The 19695-nt window shown below is 72.5% G+C and carries 22 protein-coding genes; 16 read left to right on the forward strand and 6 right to left on the reverse strand.

Annotation, left to right across the window (positions count from 1 at the left end; all coding sequences use genetic code 11):
- Positions 1 to 130: 130 nt before the first annotated feature.
- Positions 131 to 898, forward strand: coding sequence for a phosphoglyceromutase (locus ACWD5O_RS05900; RefSeq protein ID WP_450084710.1), 768 nt, complete (start codon positions 131 to 133; stop codon positions 896 to 898).
- 60 nt (positions 899 to 958) lie between these two features.
- Here the strand turns inward: ACWD5O_RS05900 and phoU are convergent, their stop codons facing one another.
- Positions 959 to 1612, reverse strand: coding sequence for a phosphate signaling complex protein PhoU (gene phoU / locus ACWD5O_RS05905; RefSeq protein WP_450084711.1), 654 nt, complete (start codon positions 1610 to 1612; stop codon positions 959 to 961).
- Positions 1613 to 1815: 203 nt separating this feature from the next.
- On the opposite strand from phoU, the gene ACWD5O_RS05910 reads away from it, so the two are divergent.
- Entirely contained in the window at positions 1816 to 3099 is a 1284-nt protein-coding gene (locus ACWD5O_RS05910; protein ID WP_354963607.1) for a sensor histidine kinase, read from the forward strand.
- Between the two features lie 23 nt (positions 3100 to 3122).
- Complete coding sequence (locus ACWD5O_RS05915) at positions 3123 to 3806, forward strand: response regulator transcription factor (RefSeq protein ID WP_074314832.1); 684 nt, start codon at positions 3123 to 3125, stop codon at positions 3804 to 3806.
- Between the two features lie 253 nt (positions 3807 to 4059).
- Here ACWD5O_RS05915 and ACWD5O_RS05920 read toward each other — a convergent pair whose 3' ends face one another.
- Positions 4060 to 4857, reverse strand: a complete 798-nt coding sequence (locus ACWD5O_RS05920; protein WP_354963670.1) for a hypothetical protein — start codon at positions 4855 to 4857, stop codon at positions 4060 to 4062.
- An 80-nt stretch (positions 4858 to 4937) separates the two neighbouring features.
- On the opposite strand from ACWD5O_RS05920, the gene ACWD5O_RS05925 reads away from it, so the two are divergent.
- Positions 4938 to 5882 (forward strand): Ppx/GppA phosphatase family protein, encoded by a 945-nt coding sequence (locus ACWD5O_RS05925; RefSeq protein ID WP_354963608.1) that lies wholly within the window; start codon positions 4938 to 4940, stop codon positions 5880 to 5882.
- 76 nt (positions 5883 to 5958) lie between these two features.
- The gene (locus ACWD5O_RS05930; protein ID WP_354963609.1) at positions 5959 to 6765 is read left to right on the forward strand and encodes a sugar phosphate isomerase/epimerase family protein; all 807 of its coding nucleotides are present in this window, start codon (positions 5959 to 5961) and stop codon (positions 6763 to 6765) included.
- 38 nt (positions 6766 to 6803) lie between these two features.
- On the opposite strand, the gene ACWD5O_RS05935 is transcribed toward ACWD5O_RS05930, so the two are convergent.
- Genes ACWD5O_RS05935 through ACWD5O_RS05945 form a run of 3 tightly spaced genes read right to left on the reverse strand, consistent with a single transcriptional unit; the run spans position 6804 to position 8851 of the window.
- On the reverse strand, positions 6804 to 7391 hold the full coding sequence (locus tag ACWD5O_RS05935) for a CGNR zinc finger domain-containing protein (protein WP_354963610.1): 588 nt from the start codon (positions 7389 to 7391) through the stop codon (positions 6804 to 6806).
- Between the two features lie 19 nt (positions 7392 to 7410).
- Entirely contained in the window at positions 7411 to 8577 is a 1167-nt protein-coding gene (locus tag ACWD5O_RS05940; protein ID WP_450084712.1) for a glutathionylspermidine synthase family protein, read from the reverse strand.
- Position 8578: 1 nt separating this feature from the next.
- Positions 8579 to 8851, reverse strand: coding sequence for a hypothetical protein (locus ACWD5O_RS05945; RefSeq protein ID WP_354963612.1), 273 nt, complete (start codon positions 8849 to 8851; stop codon positions 8579 to 8581).
- A gap of 85 nt (positions 8852 to 8936) precedes the next feature.
- Between ACWD5O_RS05945 and ACWD5O_RS05950 the strand changes: the two genes are divergently transcribed.
- From ACWD5O_RS05950 to ACWD5O_RS06000, 11 genes are all read left to right on the forward strand, one after another.
- On the forward strand, positions 8937 to 9857 hold the full coding sequence (locus tag ACWD5O_RS05950) for a proline dehydrogenase family protein (RefSeq protein WP_354963613.1): 921 nt from the start codon (positions 8937 to 8939) through the stop codon (positions 9855 to 9857).
- Between the two features lie 52 nt (positions 9858 to 9909).
- Positions 9910 to 10710 carry an alpha/beta fold hydrolase gene (locus tag ACWD5O_RS05955; protein ID WP_450084713.1) on the forward strand — a complete coding sequence of 267 codons (801 nt, stop codon included), beginning with the start codon at positions 9910 to 9912 and terminating at the stop codon, positions 10708 to 10710.
- A gap of 21 nt (positions 10711 to 10731) precedes the next feature.
- On the forward strand, positions 10732 to 10860 hold the full coding sequence (locus ACWD5O_RS05960; protein ID WP_450084714.1) for a hypothetical protein: 129 nt from the start codon (positions 10732 to 10734) through the stop codon (positions 10858 to 10860).
- Positions 10857 to 12146 carry a hypothetical protein gene (locus tag ACWD5O_RS05965; protein ID WP_450084715.1) on the forward strand — a complete coding sequence of 430 codons (1290 nt, stop codon included), beginning with the start codon at positions 10857 to 10859 and terminating at the stop codon, positions 12144 to 12146. The genes ACWD5O_RS05960 and ACWD5O_RS05965 overlap by 4 nt, the downstream gene beginning before the upstream one ends.
- 41 nt (positions 12147 to 12187) lie before the next feature.
- Positions 12188 to 13579: an efflux RND transporter periplasmic adaptor subunit gene (locus ACWD5O_RS05970; RefSeq protein WP_450084716.1), complete on the forward strand. Its 1392-nt coding sequence runs from the start codon at positions 12188 to 12190 to the stop codon at positions 13577 to 13579.
- Positions 13576 to 14505: an ABC transporter ATP-binding protein gene (locus ACWD5O_RS05975; RefSeq protein WP_450084717.1), complete on the forward strand. Its 930-nt coding sequence runs from the start codon at positions 13576 to 13578 to the stop codon at positions 14503 to 14505. Before ACWD5O_RS05970 ends, ACWD5O_RS05975 begins: the two co-directional genes overlap by 4 nt.
- Positions 14502 to 15686 carry an ABC transporter permease gene (locus tag ACWD5O_RS05980; protein ID WP_354963619.1) on the forward strand — a complete coding sequence of 395 codons (1185 nt, stop codon included), beginning with the start codon at positions 14502 to 14504 and terminating at the stop codon, positions 15684 to 15686. The genes ACWD5O_RS05975 and ACWD5O_RS05980 overlap by 4 nt, the downstream gene beginning before the upstream one ends.
- A gap of 223 nt (positions 15687 to 15909) precedes the next feature.
- Complete coding sequence (locus ACWD5O_RS05985) at positions 15910 to 16119, forward strand: helix-turn-helix domain-containing protein (RefSeq protein WP_007465625.1); 210 nt, start codon at positions 15910 to 15912, stop codon at positions 16117 to 16119.
- A 249-nt stretch (positions 16120 to 16368) separates the two neighbouring features.
- Positions 16369 to 16470, forward strand: coding sequence for a 30S ribosomal protein bS22 (locus ACWD5O_RS05990; protein WP_007465623.1), 102 nt, complete (start codon positions 16369 to 16371; stop codon positions 16468 to 16470).
- A gap of 121 nt (positions 16471 to 16591) precedes the next feature.
- Positions 16592 to 17665 (forward strand): NAD-dependent epimerase/dehydratase family protein, encoded by a 1074-nt coding sequence (locus ACWD5O_RS05995; RefSeq protein WP_450084718.1) that lies wholly within the window; start codon positions 16592 to 16594, stop codon positions 17663 to 17665.
- 182 nt (positions 17666 to 17847) lie between these two features.
- Positions 17848 to 18756 carry a lysophospholipid acyltransferase family protein gene (locus tag ACWD5O_RS06000; protein ID WP_450084755.1) on the forward strand — a complete coding sequence of 303 codons (909 nt, stop codon included), beginning with the start codon at positions 17848 to 17850 and terminating at the stop codon, positions 18754 to 18756.
- A gap of 12 nt (positions 18757 to 18768) precedes the next feature.
- On the opposite strand, the gene ACWD5O_RS06005 is transcribed toward ACWD5O_RS06000, so the two are convergent.
- Positions 18769 to 19668 (reverse strand): HAD family hydrolase, encoded by a 900-nt coding sequence (locus ACWD5O_RS06005; protein WP_354963671.1) that lies wholly within the window; start codon positions 19666 to 19668, stop codon positions 18769 to 18771.
- Positions 19669 to 19695: the final 27 nt, after the last annotated feature.

Raw genomic sequence — 19695 nt, forward strand, 5'->3', positions numbered from 1 at the left:
ATGACCGATGTGACTTGAGCGCCTTACAACCTAGTCGGGCGCGGAGTCGCTGGTCACCAGCTTTTTCACGTGGTGGTCGTCACGACGGGTGCCCGCGTGTCCCGGCAGCGGTTGAGGCAGGATGATCCGCATGACTGCGAGCGAGGGGCCCACCGTCGGGACGCTGGTCCTGCTGCGGCACGGCGAGAGCGACTGGAACGCCAAGAACCTCTTCACCGGCTGGGTGGACGTCGACCTGACCGAGAAGGGCGAGGGTGAGGCGCGGCGCGGCGGCGAGCTGATGCGCGAGCACAGCCTGCTGCCGGACGTCGTGCACACCAGCGTGATGCGCCGGGCGATCCGCACCGCCGAGCTGGCGCTGAACGCCGCCGACCGGCACTGGATCGCGGTGCGCCGGTCCTGGCGGCTCAACGAGCGGCACTACGGCGCCCTGCAGGGCAAGAACAAGAAGCAGACCCTGGACGAGTACGGCGAGGAGCAGTTCATGCTCTGGCGCCGGTCGTACGACACCCCACCGCCGCCGATCGCCGCCGACGACGAGTGGTCGCAGGTGGGCGATCCGCGGTACGCGCTGCTGCCGACCGAGCTGATGCCGCGCACCGAGTGCCTCAAGGACGTCGTCGAGCGGATGCTGCCCTACTGGTACGACTCGATCGTGCCGGACGTCCTGGCCGGCCGGACGGTGCTGGTGGCCGCGCACGGCAACTCGCTGCGGGCCCTGGTCAAGCACCTCGACCAGATCTCCGACGAGGCGATCGCCAAGCTGAACATCCCGACCGGCATACCGCTGCGCTACGACCTCGACCCGCAGCTGCGCCCGCTCACCCTGGGCGGCACCTACCTCGACCCGACGGCCGCCAAGGCGGCCGCCGCCGCGGTCGCCAACCAGGGCCGCTGAGACGTTAGCAAGGGCCCCTTGTTATGCGAAAAGCGATAACAAGGGGCCCTTCCTTGCACGTCAGCTGGCGGTGGGGGCGCTCTCCCCGGTGATCAGGTAGACCACGTGCTCACCGGCGTTGACCGCGTGGTCGGCGAAGCGCTCGTAGAAGCGGCCGAGCAACGTGGCGTCGATAGCGGTCTCCACCCCGTACGGCCAGTCGTCGCCGAGCAGCATGGCGAACAGGTTCTTGTGCAGCTCGTCCATCGCGTCGTCGTCGCGGTCCAGCTCGCCGGCGAGGTCGGCGTCGGGCTTCGCCAGCACCGAGCCGATCTTCACCGCCATCCGGTCGGCGATGTCCGACATCTCGGTGAAGATCGTCCGCAGCTCCGCCGGTACGGCGGGCGAGGGGTGCCGGCGCAGCGCGGTCTTCGCCACGTGGTCGGCGAGGTCGCCCATCCGCTCCAGGTCGGCGGCCACGTGCAGTGCGGTGATCATGGCTCGCAGGTCGGAGGCGACCGGCGCCTGCCGGGCGAGCAGGTCACAGACCCTCTCCTCGACGTGCCGGTAGAGGTCGTCGATCTCGGCGTCCCGCTCGATGACCGTCTCGGCGGCCTGCCGGTCGGCGGTGAGCAGGGCCCGGGTGGCCTGGCGCATGGCGGCGCGGACGCCCTCCGCCATGTCCACCAGTAGTTGGCTGACGATCTGGAGATCGGCCCGGAACTCGTCGCGCATCATCACGTCCTGTGGTCGGTCGCCGCCGACGGGTGTCGGCGCAGGGGTTGAGCAGGTGCGCCGCCAACGGTAGGTGGCGCGGGCGGACCGTTGATGAACCCCGGTGAACGACGCCAGACGCGGGGGTGAACATTCGCGAAAGTGAGGGTGGTTCGTCCCGGTCTGTGTGGTAGCCAGGTTAACAATGACCCTACGATCGCCGGGTGGAGTGGGCGGTGGCGGTCGTGGTGGCCGTGGCGTTGGTGGCCGGGTTGGCCGCCGGTTTCCTGCTGTCCCGGTTCCTGCCGGCGCGGGAGGGCCTCTCCACGTCGACGGGGGGCGCAGGCTCCCGCTGGAGCAGGGGGAGGCCCGCGATAGCCGACGAGCAGCAGACCGGGCTCGGCCGCCGGACGATCGACTCGCTCCGGGCCGGTGTCGTGGTGCTGGACAACGACGACGTGCCCGTGCTGATCAACCCGGCCGCCCGCGCGATGGGTCTGCTGCGCACCGGCAGCACCCCGGGCTCGATAGCCGCACACCCGCTGATCCGTACCCTCGCTGGCCAGGTGCGGCGCACCGGGGTGCGGCGCGAGATCGAACTGGACCTGCCCCGGGGTCGCGACAGCGCCGGGGAGAACCCGCTCGGCGTGCACCTGCGGGCGATGGGTCTCGGCAACGGCTTCATCGCCGTGGAGGCGGTCGACGTGACCGAGTCGCACCGACTGACGCGGGTGCGACGTGACTTCGTGGCCAACGTGAGCCACGAGCTCAAGACACCGATCGGGGCGCTTCAACTGCTTGCCGAGGCGTTGCTCGACGCCACCGAGCCGGCCGAGGCCGCGGCACCCGACCTCTCCGAGGACCTGGTCGCCGCCCGCCGGTTCGCCGAACGGATCCAGCACGAGTCGACCCGGCTGGGTCGGCTGGTGCAGGAGTTGCTGGAGCTGACCCGGTTGCAGGGCGCCGAGCCGCAGCCGCCGGCGGAACCGGTGGCGCTGGACTGGGTGATCGCCGAGGTGGTCGACCGGACCCGCACCACGGCCTCCGCCCGGGGCGTCGAGGTGTCGGTGACCGGGGAGCGCGGCCTCACCGCGTACGGCAGCGACACCCAACTCGCCACCGCGGTGGCGAATCTGGTGGAGAACGCCATCAACTACTCGGGTGCGGACACCACGGTCCAGGTCGCCATCCACGGCGACGACGAGCACATCGAGATCGCCGTCGCCGACCAGGGCATCGGCATCGCCCCGACGGACGTGGACCGGATCTTCGAGCGGTTCTACCGGGCCGACCAGGCCCGCTCGCGTGCCACCGGCGGCACCGGGCTCGGCCTGGCCATCGTCAAACACATCGCGAGCAACCATGGCGGACGGGTGGAGGTGTCGAGCACTCTTGGTGGTGGATCGACGTTCACCCTCCGGCTGCCCGCCCGTCCACCGGACGACCTGCTGGCGACACTGCCGCCGGCTGGGATCGAGGCCGGTCCGGCCGAGCTACGGCAGGTCTGACAGCAATGGAAAGGAAATCCCCGTTGAGCCGCGTTCTGGTGGTCGAGGACGAGGAGTCGTTCTCCGACGCCCTGTCGTACATGCTCCGCAAGGAGGGCTTTGAGGTTTCGGTCGCCGCGACCGGCACCGACGCCCTCACCGAGTTCGACCGAACCGGCGCCGACATCGTGCTGCTCGACCTGATGTTGCCGGAGATGTCGGGGACCGAGGTCTGCCGCCAGCTCCGGCAGCGGTCGGCCGTTCCGATCATCATGGTCACCGCCCGCGACAGCGAGATCGACAAGGTCGTCGGCCTGGAGATCGGCGCCGACGACTACGTCACCAAGCCGTACTCGCCCCGCGAGCTGGTGGCCCGGATCCGGGCGGTGCTGCGCCGGCAGAGCCCGGAGGTGGCCGACTCGGGTGCCCCCACCCTGGCCGCCGGGCCGGTGCGGATGGACATCGAGCGGCACGTGGTGACCGTCGACGGTGGTGCCGTGCAGCTGCCGCTCAAGGAGTTCGAGCTGCTGGAGCTGCTGCTCCGCAACGCCGGCCGGGTGCTGACCCGGGGTCAGCTCATCGACCGGGTCTGGGGCGCCGACTACGTCGGTGACACCAAGACGCTGGACGTGCACGTCAAGCGGCTGCGCTCCAAGATCGAGCCGGAGCCGTCCGCGCCGCGCTTCATCGTCACCGTCCGGGGCCTGGGCTACAAGTTCGAGCCGTGATCGGCGTACCCGAAAGGGCCCGCGCTCGGTGGGGCCAGACCGGCCGGGGAGATCACCCTCCCCACCTGTAGAGCTGCCCCAGATGTGGGACCGCCCAACCCCCCGAGAGCCGCCCGGCAGCCACCAACCGCGCGGCTCTCGGTGAGGCTTGACGGGCCCGCGGCGCGACGCGCGGTCAGCCCCACATCTGGGGCAGGTCGACAGGGCCCACGGGGTACGGACGCCAGACCAGCCACGTCCAGGGCGATGCCGGTCAGACCTCGTCGGCGGGGTGCGGGGCGACCAGGCCCTGCTTCGTTCGGGCCGCGCACAGCTCGGCCAGCCGCTCGTACGCGGCCGCGCCAATCAGCGCCGTCAACTCGGGCCCGTACGACAGGTACATCGGCTCGGCGCCGACGTGCGCGTCCGTCGAGGAGGTGCACCACCAGTCCAGGTCGTGCCCGCCGGCACCCCAGCCCCGCCGGTCGAACTCGGACAGGGTGGAGACCAGCACCTTGCTGTTGTCCGGACGCTTGACCCAGTCCTGGTCCCGTCGGATCGGCAGCTGCCAGCAGACGTCCGGCTTGTACTCCAACGGGTGCACGCCGTCGCGCAGCGCCTGGGCGTGCAGCGCGCAGCCACCCCCGCCAGCGAAATCGGCGTCGTTGAGGAAGACGCACGGACCGTCGGGACCCTGGGTCGCGGTCCGGCGGGCCGGGTTCTTGCCGTCGATGGTGTCGTTGTCGGTCCAGTTCTTGAACCCTCGCCGGAAGTGCTGCCAGGTCGACGGGGTGAGCGTTTTGACGGCGTTGCGGACCCGCTTCTCGTCGTCCGAGTCGGTGAAGAACGCCCCGTGCGAGCAGCAGCCGTCGGCGGACCGGCCGGCGATGATGCCGTGGCAGCCCCGGCCGAAGATGCAGGTCCAGCGGGAGAGCAACCAGGTCAGGTCGGCCCGGATCAGGTGGGCCTCGTCCGCGGGGTCGGCGAACTCGATCCACTCCCGGGGAAAGTCCAGCGGCACCTCGCGGCTGCGCGGGTCACCCGGATCGTCCACCACTACGCGGAGCTCCATCGTCACCCGGCCCAGCGTACGCGCGGTCCCCTCTGCGGGCCGGCGAGCCGCGCAAACGTCTTGCACCTAGGGTCTTCACCATGCGACTGGGTGTCCTCGACGTCGGATCCAACACGGTGCACCTGTTGGTGGTGGACGCGCACCACGGCGCGCACCCGTGGCCGGCGCACTCGGAGAAGGTGGTGCTCCGGCTGGCCGAGCAGATCGGCCCCGACGGAGCGTTGACCGACGCGGGCGCGGACGGTCTGGTCAAGGCGGTCGGCATGTCGAAGGCGGCGGCCGCCGGGCTGGAGGCCGACGACCTGATCGCGTTCGCCACCTCCGCGGTGCGTGACGCCACCAACGCCGCCGAGGTGCTGGCGCGGGTCCGCGACGAGACCGGCGTACGGCTGGCGGTGCTCTCCGGGGCGGACGAGGCGCGGATGACCTTCCTGGCGGTGCGGCGCTGGTTCGGCTGGTCGGCCGGTCGGCTGCTGGTGCTGGACATCGGCGGCGGCTCGCTGGAGATCGCCGCCGGGATCGACGAGGACCCGACCGTCGCGGTCTCGCTGCCACTCGGCGCCGGCCGACTGACCCGGGAGCGGTTGCAGGTCGACCCGGCGAGCGCGGCGCCGCCGTCCGCGGAGGCCGTCGACAAGCTGCGGGAGTACGTGGACGGCCGGCTGGACAAGGTGGTCGACCAGATGACCGGCGTCGGCTGGGACCGGGCGGTGGGCACCTCGAAGACGTTCCGCACCCTTGCCCGGCTGGCCGGGGCGGCGCCGTCCGGGGCCGGGCTCTGGGCGCGGCGCAGCCTGACCCGCGCCGGGTTGCGGCAGGTCATCGGCTTCATCCGGCACATCCCGCCGGCCCAACTGATGGAGCTAGAAGGGGTCAGTACGGGCCGGGCCCATCAGTTGCTGGCCGGCGCGGTGGTCGCCGAGGCGGTCATGCGCCGTCTGGATCTGGAGTCGTTGGACATCTGCCCCTGGGCGCTGCGCGAGGGGGTCATCCTCCGCCGGCTCGATCAACTCGCACCGATGTGACCGGGGCGGGCGGTAACGGGTGGTTTGCCGGCGCTCGTCACGATGGCGACGGCGCAGCCGGGCTACCCTGGCTGATGTGACTTCCCGCGTTCCGGTGCTCCTGTCCAGCTCGTCGGTCTTCCCCGAGCCGACCGCGGCGGCGTTCCAGCTGGCCGCGGCGCTCGGCTACGACGGGGTCGAGGTGATGGTCTGGACCGACGTCGTCAGTCAGGACGCGGGCGCGCTGCGCGGTCTCTCCGCCCACTACGACGTGCCGGTGCTCTCGGTGCACGCACCCTGCCTGCTGGTCACCCAGAGGGTGTGGAGCCCCGACCCATGGGAGCGGCTGCGCAAGGCCGCCGAGCTGGCCGAAACGCTGGAGGCACCGACCGTCGTGGTGCACCCACCGTTCACCTGGCAGCGCGACTACGCGCGCCGGTTCACCGAGGGGCTCGCCGAGGTGGAGGACCGGTTCACCGGGCTGCGCTTCGCGGTGGAGAACATGTACCCGGTGCGGATGGCGGGCCGGCGGTTCGTCCCGTACGTGCCCGGCTGGGATCCGACCGACACCGGGTACCCGTCGTACACCCTGGATCTGTCGCACTGCGCGGCCTCGCACAGCGACCCGCTGGAGATGGCCGACCGGATGGGCGCCGGGCTGGCCCACGTGCACCTCGGCGACGGCACCGGTGAGGGTCGCGACGAGCACCTGGTGCCCGGGCGCGGCACCCAACCCTGCGGGGAGCTGCTCTCCTCGCTGGCCGGGCGGGGCTTCTCCGGAGCAGTGGCGGTGGAGGTGGCGACCCGGGGCGCGAAGAGCCGGGCGGTGCGCGAGGCGGACCTGCGCGCCGCGTTGGAGTTCGCCCGCCAGCACCTGACCGCGCCGTCTCCGGTCGACGCCTGACCCCCGACGGGGACGTCAGGGCGTCGACCGGGACGACGTCAGCTGACCGGGGTGAGCGAGTCGGCGCCCGCCGTCGGCTGCGCGGCGACCGTCAGCTGCTCGCCGACCGCGGCCCGCTTGCGGGCCCGGTGCGCCGCCACGTGCGAGCGGGTGGCGCAGCGCTCGGAGCAGAACCGCCGGCAGCAGTTGGACGAGGTGTCCAGGTAGACGTTGCCGCACCGCTCGTCGGCGCAGACGCCGAACCGGGCGCTGCCGTACTCGCAGAGCCAGACCGACAGCCCCCAGACCGCGCCGGCCAGGTATTCGGCGCTGACCGAAGCGCCCCGGCTGGTCACGTGCATGTGCCAGTCGCTGGAGTCGTGCCCGGAGATGCGCGGCTGGACCGGGAACGCCTCGAGCAGCGCGTTCAGCTCCGTCACCGCGTGGGCGTCCCGCCCCGAAGTGCCGTACTCGAAGACGTCGCGCAACCGCTTCTGTGCCCGCCGGAAAATCGCGACATCCCGTTCCGCGACCTCGTCGCGCATCCAGGCGTTTTCGTCGGGGAAGAGGGCCCGCAGGTCGTCGAGGTCGTCCAGGCGGGCGTTGACCAGGTCAACGCCGGTCCGGGCGTACGCGTCGAAGTTCACGCCCCCAACCGTAGACGACTCACGGGGTGCGCGGCGCGTCGATGTAGTGCGGCAGAAACCGCGCGTAGCCGTCGGTGATCAGACTCGCGCTCTCCCGCACCCCCACGCCCGCCGATTCGCGGTCGACGATCCAGCTGCCCAACACCATCCGGTTGCCGTCGAACTGCGGCAACGCCCGGAATTCCTGGTAGCACCAGCCCTCGTCGCCGTAGATCCCCGGGTTGGTGATCTCCTGCTCGGCGGTGACGATGCGTACCGAGCCGCCCTCCCGGCCCAGCAGCGGCTTGGCCACGTACTCCGGCATGTCACGCGGCGAGTCGAGGTACGCCGGCAGCAGGTACTCGTGGCCGGGGTACAGCTCCCACAGGACCGCGAGCAGCGCCTTGTTGGACAGCAGCAGCTTCCAGGCCGGCTCGATCCAGGTGGTCGGGGTGCCCGGGGCCAGCGCGGGCGGCCCGTACGGCTCGGCCAGCATCCACTCCCACGGGTAGAGCTTGAAGCAGGTGGTCACCGGGCGGCCGGTGGAGTCGACGAAGCGCCGGCCGTCCCAGCCGATCTCCTGGATGGGCTGTAGCTCCACGGTCAGGCCGGCCTGCCGGGCGGTCTCGGCCAGGTAGCCGGCGGTCATGTGGTCCTCGCCCGACTCCTCCTCGTTCGACCAGAGCACGTGCACCCGGGGGTCGTGCAGCCCGGCCCCGATCTTCGCCCAGGCGCCGACCAGCCGCTCGTGCAGGCTGTTCCACTGGTCCAGCTCCGGCCGGGTCTGCTCCAGCCAGTACCACTGGATGATGCTCGCCTCGACCAGCGCGGTCGGGGTGTCCGCGTTGTACTCCAGCAGCTTCGGCGGCCAGACGCCGTCGTAGGCGAGGTCGAACCGCCCGTAGAGGGTGGGCGGCGCCTCGCGCAGCGAACGGGCCACCGCCTCGGCCGCCCACTCCGGGATGCCGAACTCGGCGTACCGGTGCTGGGCCACCACCTGCTCGGCGGCAACCACCGACATCCGGTGCAGCTCCTCGGTGGCCTCCTCCAGCCGCAGCACCTCATCCAGGTCGAAGGCGTACGCGGCGGTCTCGTCCCAGTACGACATGACGCCGCCGTCGGGCAGTTCGGTGTCGACGTAGACCAGCCCCTGAGCCCGGATGGTGGCGTCCCAGTCGGGTCGTGGCGTGACCTGCTCGCGGCGCACCTCAGCCGCCGCAGGCGGCGAGGTGGGTGCCGAACCCGCCGCGCTCGGGCAGGGCCGCGGCCGTCGGCTCGGGGGCGGCGCGGCCGACGCCCGGGTCGGCGACCCGCATCGCGAGCGCGACCGTGTCGCCGCCGCCGACCGGCCCGAGGGCGCAGTCGTCGTCATCATCGTCGTCCGAGGTCATGTTGCAGCCGGAGAGGGCGAGCGCGAGTGCGGTGAGCGCGCCGAGCTGCACGGAGGCCGACCGGAGCCGGCGGCGGGGGCGTTGGTCCACGGCATCGTTGTAGCCGATCGACGCCACCGCCGCAGCCCCGGCCGCCCCTCGGCGGGGGCTCTGGCAGGGGCGTTAGGCTCGGCTCATGCTCCGTTCCGTCATCCTCGCCGCCTCCCGGTCATCCCAGGTCGAGCGGCTCGTCGCGACCGCCCCGTTCACCCGGGACGTCGTCCGCCGGTTCGTCGCCGGCGCCGCCACCGACGACGCGTTGCGCGCGACCCGCGGCCTCGTCGACGACGGCCTGGCGGTCACCCTCGACCACCTCGGTGAGGACACCGTCCGTCCCGAGCAGGCCACCGCCACCCGGGACGAATACCTGAAGCTGCTGAAGATGCTCGGCGCCGCCGGGCTGACCCCGGCCGCCGAGGTGAGCGTGAAGCTCTCCGCCCTCGGCCAGATGATCGACGAGCAGTTGGCGTACGACAACGCGCGGGCGATCTGCGCGGCCGCCGACGCGGCGGGCACCACGGTCACCCTGGACATGGAGGACCACACCACCACCGACTCGACGTTGGAGGTGCTGGAGAAGCTGCGCAAGGACTTCCCGTCGACGGGCGCGGTGCTCCAGGCGTACCTGCGGCGCACCGAGTCGGACTGCCGGGAGCTGTCCTCGGCCGGGTCGCGGGTGCGGCTGTGCAAGGGCGCCTACAAGGAGCCGGAGTCGGTGGCGTACCAGTCGGCCCGCGAGGTGGACAAGTCCTACGTCCGCTGCATGAACATCCTGATGTCCGGCGACGGCTACCCGATGCTGGCCACCCACGACCCCCGCATGATCGCCATCGGCGAGGACCGGGCCCGGTGGTTCGACCGGGGGCCGGAGCGCTTCGAGTTCCAGATGCTCTACGGCATCCGCCCCGAGGAGCAGGCCCGGCTGGCCGGTGAGGGCTACACCGTGCGCACCTACGTCCCGTACGGCGACGAGTGGTACGGCTACCTGATGCGCCGGCTCGCCGAGCGCCCGGCCAACCTGGTCTTCTTCGGCCGGGCCCTGATCTCGAAGAAGTAGTCCGCACGCGTATCCGGGTCGACGGTCGTGGCTAATAGGGTTAGCTACGGCTATGACAACCAGCCAGGTGCGGCGGGACGGCGGCCACATCGCGTACGAGGTGCACGGCGAGGGCCCGTTGGTCGTCCTCTCGCACGGCATGGGCGAGAACCGGGCGAGCTTCCGGCACCTGGCGCCGCTGCTGGTCGCGGCCGGCCACCGGGTCGCCTCGGTCGACGTTCGGGGGCACGGCGAGTCCAGCGTCGGCTGGCCCACGTACGCCCCGGCCGAGGTCGGCGCCGACCTGCTGGCCGTGGTCCACGACCTCGGCGCCGGGCCGGCGGTGCTGGTCGGCAGCTCGTCCAGCGCGGCGGCGGTGGTCTTCGCCGCGACCGACGCGCCCGAGCTGGTCTCCGGCATCGTGCAGATCGGCGCGTTCGTCGGTCAGCAGAAGCCCAACCCGGGGATGCGGGTGGCGCTGGCGGTGGTGCTGCGCAGCCCTCGACTGTTCGGGATGTTCCACAAGACGCTCTTCCCGGTGCACCGGCCCGCCGACGACGTGGCGTACCGCCGATCGATGGTGGCCAACCTGCGCGAGCCCGGCCGGATGGCCGCGGCGCGTCGGGTGGTCGCGCCGGTCGAGCCGCACTGGACCGCCCGCGCCCCACAGGTCCGGCAACCGGTGCTGGTGCTGATGGGCGCCAAGGACCCGGACTTTCCCGACCCCGGTGCGGAGGCGCGCGCGGCCCGCCGGCTGTTCCGCACCGCCGAGGCCCGGATGATCGAGGAGTCCGGGCACTACCCGCACGCCGACCGACCGCAGCGCACCGCGGATGAGCTGCTCGGGTTCCTGGCGGTGTGCATCAGTGCCTAGGTCGGCCTCAACCAGCAGACCGTGTCGCTGAAGGCCGCGGGCGGCTTCGGCCTGTCCCGAGGGGTGGACCGCTCGTACCATCAACTGGTCGTCGGCCTCGACGTCTCGTTCCGTTCCTGGCCGCGCGCTCGCGTACCCTTCGCCGGGTGACCGACGGGGTGCATCAGCCATCACTGCGACGGCTCTGGCCACTGTGGACGGCGCTCGTGGTGTTAGTCCTCCTGCTGGGCTGCGGCCTGCCGACGGTGCTGCTGGTCGGCGTGGTGCGCGAGTCCGGGGACCGGGCCGTCGTCGGCCGGGTCGGCACGTCGGCTCCCGACGATCCCGCCACCGCGGTCGCCCGAGGACTGGGCGACCGGATGACCGACCAGCTCAGACGGCAGTCCACCGCGCTGCTCGGCGGGGACCGGGCCGGCTTCCTCGCCGTCGCCGAGCCCGCGGCGCAGACCGACCTGCGCCGCCGCTTCGCCGCGCTGCGCGCGCTCAAGGTCACCGTGTGGCGGGCCGAACCGAGCGGCCTGCCGGCACCGGTCGTCGGCAAACCGGGTGAGTGGCGGCTGCTGGTGCGCTTCCAGTACTGCTTCGTGGTTCCCGGCTGCCGCCCCAGCCCGGTGCTGATCGGCACCCGCTGGCGGGAGAACGGCGCCCAGCCCCTGCTGGTCGCCATGGAGGAGTCCAAGTCGGCGGAGACCGGCACCCGACCCTGGGAGATCAGTGACCTGGCCGTGGCGATCGGCCCGCGGACCATCGTGGCCACCACCCCGGCGCTGCGCGGCAGGTTGCCCGGCCTGCTCGCGCAGGCCGAGGCGGCGGCCACGGTCGCCGACGGGTACGTGGTGACCGGGTCGCCACCGGACCGGTACCGGATCTTCTACGCCGGGCGCAGCGAGTGGCAGAGCTGGTACGGCGGAGGCCGGCCACAGTGGACCGGCGGCTACGCGGTGACGGTGGGCGGCGGACACCACGAGGTGGTGCTAAACGCCGACGGGCTGCCGAGTAGCGGCGCCGACGACCTGCTGCGGCACGAGCTGACCCACGCCGCGTCGCTGCCGGAGCGCGGCTACCCGGGCAAGACGACCTGGTGGCTGGTGGAGGGGCTGGCCGAGTACGCGGGCGCCGGTGGCCAGCCGGTCGACCGGTACGAGGGACTCGCCCAGGTGCGCAAGCTGGTCCGGAGCAGCTGGGACGGCCGGCTGGAGGGCATCACCCCCGCCGACGACGCCTCCGCGGACCGGGTCGGTGGCAGCTACGGCGTCGGCTACCTGGCCGTCCGGCATCTCGTCGACCGGTACGGGCCGCAGCGGCTGCTCGCCTTCTTCGAGGCCGTGGTGCACGGGCGCAAGGCGTTCGAGGACGCCGCCGAGCAGGCGTTCGGCGAGCAGTGGTCGACGTTGCACGACGAGTGCGTGGCGTACGTCCGCGCCGCCGCCGCCTGACGGCCCGTGGGGGTCGTGGCGGTGAGCCGTACGATCGATGGGTGCGCCGCACCCAGTCGCCGCGGCCTACCCACGTCACGCGGCCCCGCCTGCTCACCGCCCTGACCGCCGTCGCCGTCCTCACCGCCACCACCGCCGCCTCGTGCGGCGACGACCAGCCGGCCGTCACGCTCGCCTCGGTCGCTCGCAACCCGGTCACCGAGGTGATCGACGCACCAGCGACGGTGACCGCCCGCGCCGCCGCCACCCTGACCGCCCCCGCCGACGGCACCCTGGCCAGCCTCCGCGTCGAGCCGGGACAGCGGGTGAAGCGGGGCCAGGTGCTCGCCGTGGTCGATTCACCCTCCGCGCAGCAGCGGTTCCGCCAGGCGAAGGAGGCGCTCACCGCCGCGAAGCGAGCCGGCCGGGGCGTCTCCACCGGCGACCTGGCCGGCAGCCGGCGCGGCACCGACAAGGCCGCCGACGAGGCGTTCGACGCGGCGCGCAAGGCCGCCGAGAAGATCTCCGACCCGCAGCTGCGGGACGCGCTGCTGACCCAGGTGACCTCCGCCCAGCGGCAGTACACCGCGGCCGCGCGCACCGCCGACCAGGCCGTCCGCGCGGTGCAGAGGGGGATCAGCGGGCTGAACTCGGCCGTCGGCGCGCTCTCCGCGGCGCAATGGTTGCAGGCCCAGCAGGCGTACGACCTGGCGAAGGCGACCGTCGACGCGCTGACCATGCGCGCCCCGATCGCCGGGGTGGTGCAGCCGGGCGGCACCCGGGCCGGCGGTGGCCCGGCCGGTGGTCTCGCCGGGTTGCTCGAGCAGGCCGGTGGCGCCCAGGCGGCCGGGATCGACCCGTCGGCGCTGGCCCCCAACCAGGGCGGGCCGCCCGCGGGCGTGGATGACGCGGTCGCGGTGGGCGGCCGGGTCACCGCCGGCACGCCGGTGCTCACCGTGGTGGACACCGGGCAGCTGGGGCTGCTGGCCGAGGTGGACGAGACCGACGTGCTGCTGGTCAGGGCCGGCGTGACCGCGATGGTCGAGCTGGACGCCGTCACCGGCGCCAGTTACGACGCCACGGTCCGCTCGGTCGACGTGCTCCCCACCAACTCCGCCCAGGGCGGTGTCACCTACCGGGTCCGCCTGGCGTTGGGCACCGGAAAGCTGGCTGAGGACGAGCTGGCCCCGACGCCGCGCCCCGGCATGAACGCGATCGTCCACCTGCGGGTGCGCGAGGCCGCCGACGCGGTGACCGTCCCCGCCTCGGCGGTGTTCTCCGCCGACGGCCGGGACGCCGTCTGGGTCGTCCGGGACGGAAAGGCGGACCGGGCACCGGTGACCGTCGGCGTCCAGGGATCGGACCTGGTGCAGATCCTCGACGGTGTGCAGGCCGGCGACCGGGTCGTGGTACGCGGTGCCGACCAGGTCCGCGACGGCCAGGAGGTGCGGTGACCGGCTCCCCGCCGGCGATCGAGGCGGTGGACGTGTCCCGGACGTACCAGCTGGACGGGGTGTCGGTCAAAGCGCTGCGCGGCGTGTCGCTGGTCGTGCAGCCGGGTGACCACGTGGCGCTGGTCGGGCCGTCCGGGTCGGGCAAGTCCACCCTCATGCACCTCCTCGGCGGGCTCGACCGGCCCACCGGCGGCCGGCTGGTGATCGGCGGCCGGGACGTCAACGCCCTGTCTCCGCCGGAGATGGCCACCCTGCGCAACGAGACGATCGGCTTCGTCTTCCAGGCGTTCCACCTGCTGCCGCGTACCTCGGCGGTGGAGAACGTGGCGCTGCCACTGGTCTACCGGGGCGTGCCGGCCCGCCAGCGCCGGGAGCGGGCTGCGGCGATGCTCGGCCGGGTCGGCCTCGGGCACCGGCTGGACCACCGGCCCAACCAGATGTCGGGCGGTGAGCAGCAGCGGGTGGCGATCGCCCGCGCGCTGGTCACCGAGCCGACGGTGCTGCTGGCCGACGAACCCACCGGCAACCTGGACAGCGTCACGGGCGCCGCGGTGCTGGAGCTGCTGGAACAACTGAACGCCGAGTCCGGGGTGGCGCTGGTGATGGTCACCCATGACCAGGAGGTCGCGGCCCGGGCCCGCCGCCGGATCACCATGCGCGACGGCGTGGTGGTGGCGGACAGCGCGGCCGACGACGACCCCACCCACCTGCATGATCGACCGCTGTCCGTTGATCATGGTCGACCTGCGACACTGGTCCCCGCTCCCAGCGCGGAGCCCCGGTCCGTGTCCGGAAGCGGCCCGGGGCACCCGTCCGGTGGCTCTGGTGGCGCCGCCGGAGCCACCGGGCGCCTTCCGCACCCGCCGGCCAACGGCCGTGGGGCCGACGACGCCGCCGCGGTGACCGGCGACGGAAGCGAGTCGTGAGGGTCGCCGAGGCGTGGCGGGTGGCGCTGGACGCGTTACGGGCCAACCGGCTGCGCAGTGCGTTGACCATGCTCGGGGTGATCATCGGGGTGGCCTCGGTGGTGCTGCTGGTGGCCATCGGCACCGGCACCAAACAGAAGGTGGAGCAGCAGGTCGAGGGGCTCGGCTCCAACCTGCTGCTGGTCGTCCCCGGCCGGATCGAGGTGGGGACCGCGCCGGTGGTCTCGCCGCTCACGCTCAAGGACGTGGACGCGGTCACCCGGGTGGTCGGCGACCCCGATCGGGTGGCGGTCACCATCGCCTCCGGGGCGACCGCGCGGGCCGGCGCCCGCTCCGACTTCACCACCGTGCAGGGCGTACTGGAGACCACGCCGGAGGTGTTCACGCGGTCGCTGGCCCGGGGCCGCTACCTCACCGGCACGGACGTGGACACCAGCCGGCGGGTGGCGGTGCTCGGCGACTCGGTGGCCCGCGCTCTCTTCCCCGACCGGGACCCGCTCGGGCAGCAGGTGACGCTGGCCGGCGTGCGGTTCCGGGTCATCGGCGTCTTCGCGCCGCTCGGGCAGAGCCTCGGCGTCGACCGGGACGACGAGGTGCACGTGCCGGTGACCGCCGCGCAGCGGCTCTGGGGCACCCAGCGGGTGGACGGCATCGCGGTGAAGGCACCGGACCGGGAGCGCATCGACGAACTGGGCGAACGGATCGTGGCCGAGCTCAGCCACCGGCATCCGGACACCGAGTTCAGTGCGGTCACCCAGCAGCAGATCCTCGGCGTGCTCGGCGACATCCTCGGTGTGCTCACCGGCGTGCTGGCGGCCATCGCCGGCATCTCGCTGCTCGTCGGAGGGGTGGGCGTCTCCAACATCATGCTGGTCAGCGTCCGGGAGCGGACACGGGAGATCGGGCTGCGCAAGGCCGTCGGTGCCCGCCCCCGTGACATCGGTGTGCAGTTCCTGTTGGAGGCGGTGCTGCTCACCACGATCGGTGGGCTGACCGGGATGGCGCTCGGCGTGGGTACCGCACTGCTGGTGGACGCGCTGTCACCGATCCCGGCGGCGATCACCTGGTGGTCGTTGGCGCTTGCCTTCGGCGTGTCGGCGGCCGTGGGCATCGTCTTCGGGGTGGTTCCCGCGCAGCGCGCCGGCCGGCTCGACCCGGTGGTCGCGCTGCGCGCGGAGTGAGCCACGACCACGCCGGGCTGCCGCAACCGGACGCCCGGCGCAGGCGGGGAGATACCGGGAGCGCGGACCGGGTGAACCGGCAACCAGAACATGATCAGTTGTACGAAGGGATCGCGCCGGTCACAGCCGCCCCGCTACCGTACTGGTAACACGCGCGTCGCCGGCCCGGCCCGGAGCATCCGTCGGGTTGGCACGCGCCGGGCATGGGATGGGTCGGTGAGCCATGGCCGGGTCGCAGTCCGACGGACGGCTGTCGGAGGTCAAGTTCCTCACCGTTGCCGAGGTGGCGACGGTGATGCGGGTGTCGAAGATGACGGTCTATCGCCTGGTGCACAGCGGTGAGCTCACCGCGGTCCGGGTCGGCCGTTCGTTCCGGGTGCCTGAGCACGCGGTGCACGAATATCTCCGGGGTGCCTTTCAGGAGACCGCCTGAGCCACCGCCGCGCTCACCGAGCGCGACGTAGCGGGAGCTTGCGGGCCCCACGGTCACGCCCGGAAAGCGGCATCGACGGGGGCGCGTTGGTCCTGCTGACGCTCTCCGGCTACCCTGGAGCCCGACCGAGACCCCACCGGTGCGCCCCGCCGCCCAGACTGGTCCGGTCCGTTGTCCGCAAGCGGTCGCCGTCGCCACCTGCGTGGTGTCAACCGGTCCGCCCCGCACGTTGTATCGAAAGGCTGTCGTATGGGCTCGGTGGTCAAGAAGCGCCGCAAGCGCATGGCTAAGAAGAAGCACCGCAAGCTGCTGCGCAAGACCCGCGTCCAGCGTCGCCGTCTCGGCAAGTGATCGCCGCCGGGCTTGCGGCCCGGCATCCGGCATCACTTGCCACCTGTCGACCTCCGGAGGCTCAGGTGATCAGGCCGTGGTCGTCCCGGCTCGATCACTCCTGCCGGGGTAGGTGCGTCAGATGACCCCCGGTAGCACCTCAGGTGCTCCGGGGGTCGTCGTCGTCACCGGGGTCGGTCGCTACCTGGGCGCCCACGTGGCGGCCCGGCTGGCTGCCGACCCGCGCATCGAGCGGGTCATCGGGGTGGACGCGCCCGAGCCCGGCGCCGAGTTCACCGACCTGCTGGACCGCGTCGAACGGATCCGCGTCGACGCCGGTTCGCTCGGCGGGCTCCTCGCCGACCTGGACGTCGACGCGGTGGTGCACCTCGCGCTGGTCAGCTCCGCCGACCCGCAGCACGGTGGCCGGTCGGCCATGAAGGAACAGAACGTCATCGGCACCATGCAGCTGCTCGCCGCCTGCCAACGGGCGCCCCGGCTGCGCAAGCTGGTGGTCCGCTCGTCGACCGCCGCGTACGGCGTGTCGTTCCGGGACCCGGCGGTGTTCACCGAGGAGACCGAGCCGCGCGAGGTGCCACGCGGCGGTTTCGGCCGCGACATCCTCGACGTCGAGGGATACGTACGCGGTTTTCGCCGTCGTCGGTCCGACGTCACCGCGACGGTGCTGCGCTTCGCGCCGTTCATCGGCTCGACCGCCGACACGACGCTGACCCGCTACTTCGCGCAGCCGCTGGTGCCCACCGTCTTCGGCCGCGATCCGCGCCTGCAGTTCCTGCACTTCGACGACGCGCTGGAGGTGCTGCACCGGTCGATCGTGGAGGATCACCCCGGCACCTACAACGTCGCCGGGCCGGGGGTGCTCTCCCTGTCCCAGGCGATCCGGCGGGCCGGTCGGGTGGCCGTCCCGGTGCTGGAGCCGGGCCTCTCCGGCGCTGCCGCGCTGGCCCGCAGCATGGGCTTCGGCCGTTACGGCCTGGACCAGGTCGACCTCTTCGTGCACGGTCGGGTGGTCGACACCACCCGGCTGGAGCGGGAGTACGGCTTCACGCCCCGCTCCACCGCAGCGGCCTTCGACGACTTCATCCGCGCCCACCACGGAGGCGTCGTGGTCACCCGGGATCACCTGGCCGTCGCTGAGCAACTCGTCCTGGACGGCATCCGGCAGGTCCGCTCGGCGATGCGGGAGCGGTCGTGACCGGGTCGGGGGAGGCGCGTGACCCAGCAGGCCTCGGGCGGTTCGACGTACCGCGGGAAACGACCGCGCCAGCCGCGGAGCCGGCGCGGCGCAACGGACACCGACCGACGGCCCGGGTCGCGCCGACCCCGGCGGCGGCCGACGAGGTCGACACCGCGGCCACCGATGAGCCGGCGGGCGGCCTGGCCACGGACGAGCCGGCGGGTCCGGCCCCCGGTGGCACTGAGCCGGCCGTTCCGGATCGGCCGGGCGACCACTGGGACCGGAAGGTCGCGAACGGCCTCGCGTTCCTGCGCCGGCGGCTCTCCGGCGACTACGAGGTCGACGAGTTCGGCTTCGACCCGGAGCTGACCGACGCGGTCTTCCACCCGCTGCTGCGGCTGCTCTACCGGGACTGGTTCCGCACCGAGGTCAGCGGGGTGGAGCACGTGCCCATCGACGGTCCCGCCCTGGCGGTCGGCAACCACTCGGGCACGGTGGCGCTCGACGCGTTGATCCTCTCGGCGGCGCTGCACGACAAGCATCCCGCTCATCGCTACCTGCGCCTGCTCGGTGCGGACCTGGTCTTCCGAATGCCGGTGGTGTCGGAGATCGCCCGCAAGACCGGTGGCACCGTGGCCTGCAACCCGGACGCCGAGCGGCTGCTCCGTAACGGCGATCTGGTCGGTGTCTTCCCCGAGGGCTTCAAGGGCATCGGCAAGCTCTACGCCGACCGGTACAAGCTGCAACGGTTCGGCCGGGGCGGCTTCGTCTCGGCGGCGCTGCGCACCGGCACCCCGATCGTGCCGGTCGCCATCGTCGGTGGCGAGGAGATCTACCCGATGCTCGCCGACATCAAGCCCCTCGCGCGGCTGCTCAAGCTGCCGTACTTCCCGGTCACGCCGACCTTCCCGTGGCTCGGGCCGCTGGGCATGGTGCCGCTGCCCAGCAAGTGGCTGATCCAGTTCTGCCCAGCGATCCCGACCGCGCACCTGACCGACTCCGCGGACGATCCGCTGGTGGTCTTCAACCTCGCCGACCAGGTGCGGGAAACCATCCAGCAGACCCTGCACACGCTGTTGGAGCGGCGGCCGGACCCGTTCGGCCCCTGAGCGGGAGTCGGGTCAGCCGCTGCGGCGGCGGCGTGACAACGCCAGGCCGGCGGTGACCGCGCCGGCGACCAGACCGGCCGCCGCGGTCGACGGTACGGCGATCTTCACAGCACGGCGGCCGGTACGGAAGTCCCGCACCTCCCAGCCACGCTGCCGCGCCTGCCGCAGCAGGGTGCCGTCCGGATTGACCGCCACCGCCCGCCCCACGGTGGAGAGCAGCGGCAGGTCGTTGGCCGAGTCGCTGTAGGCCGCGCAGCGGGCCAGGTCCAGCCGCTCCACGGCGGCGAGCTGGGTGACCGCCTCGGCCTTCGCCGGCCCGTGCATCAGGTCGCCCACCAGCCGCCCGGTGTACGCCCCGTCCACCACCTCGGCCACCGTGCCGATGGCGCCGGTCAGGCCGAGCCGGGCGGCGATCACCCGACCGATCTCCACCGGGGCGGCGCTGACCAGCCAGACCCGCTGGCCGGCGTCCAGGTGGCGCTGGGCGAGCTGGTGGGTGCCGGTCCAGATCCGGGGAGCCATCAGCTCGTCGAAGATTTCCTCCGTGAGGCGTTCCACGTCGTCCACCCGCCAGCCCTCGACGAAGGCCAGCGCTGCTTCCTTGGCCTGGGACATGTCACCGGCGTGCTCCCGGGCCAGCAACCGGAACCGGAGCTGCTGCCAGGCGAACCGGGCCAGGTCGGCGCTGGTGAAGTAGTTCCGGGCGGCGAGGCCGCGAGCGAACCAGTAGATCGACGCGCCCTGCATCATCGTGTTGTCCACGTCGAAGAACGCCGCCGCGGTGGGGTCTGGCGCGGCCGTCGGAGCCAACTCGGTCTCCGCCCAGCCGGCGGTGTGACCGTGGACGTCGGTGCTGACCGTCACCTTGCGGCTGCGGGCCACGCGTCTCCCTTCCTCGCCGGTGCGACGGATGCCTCCAGCGAGGGTAGCCGGGAAGCA

The sequence above is a fragment of the Micromonospora sp. NPDC005161 genome, from assembly GCF_053599855.1.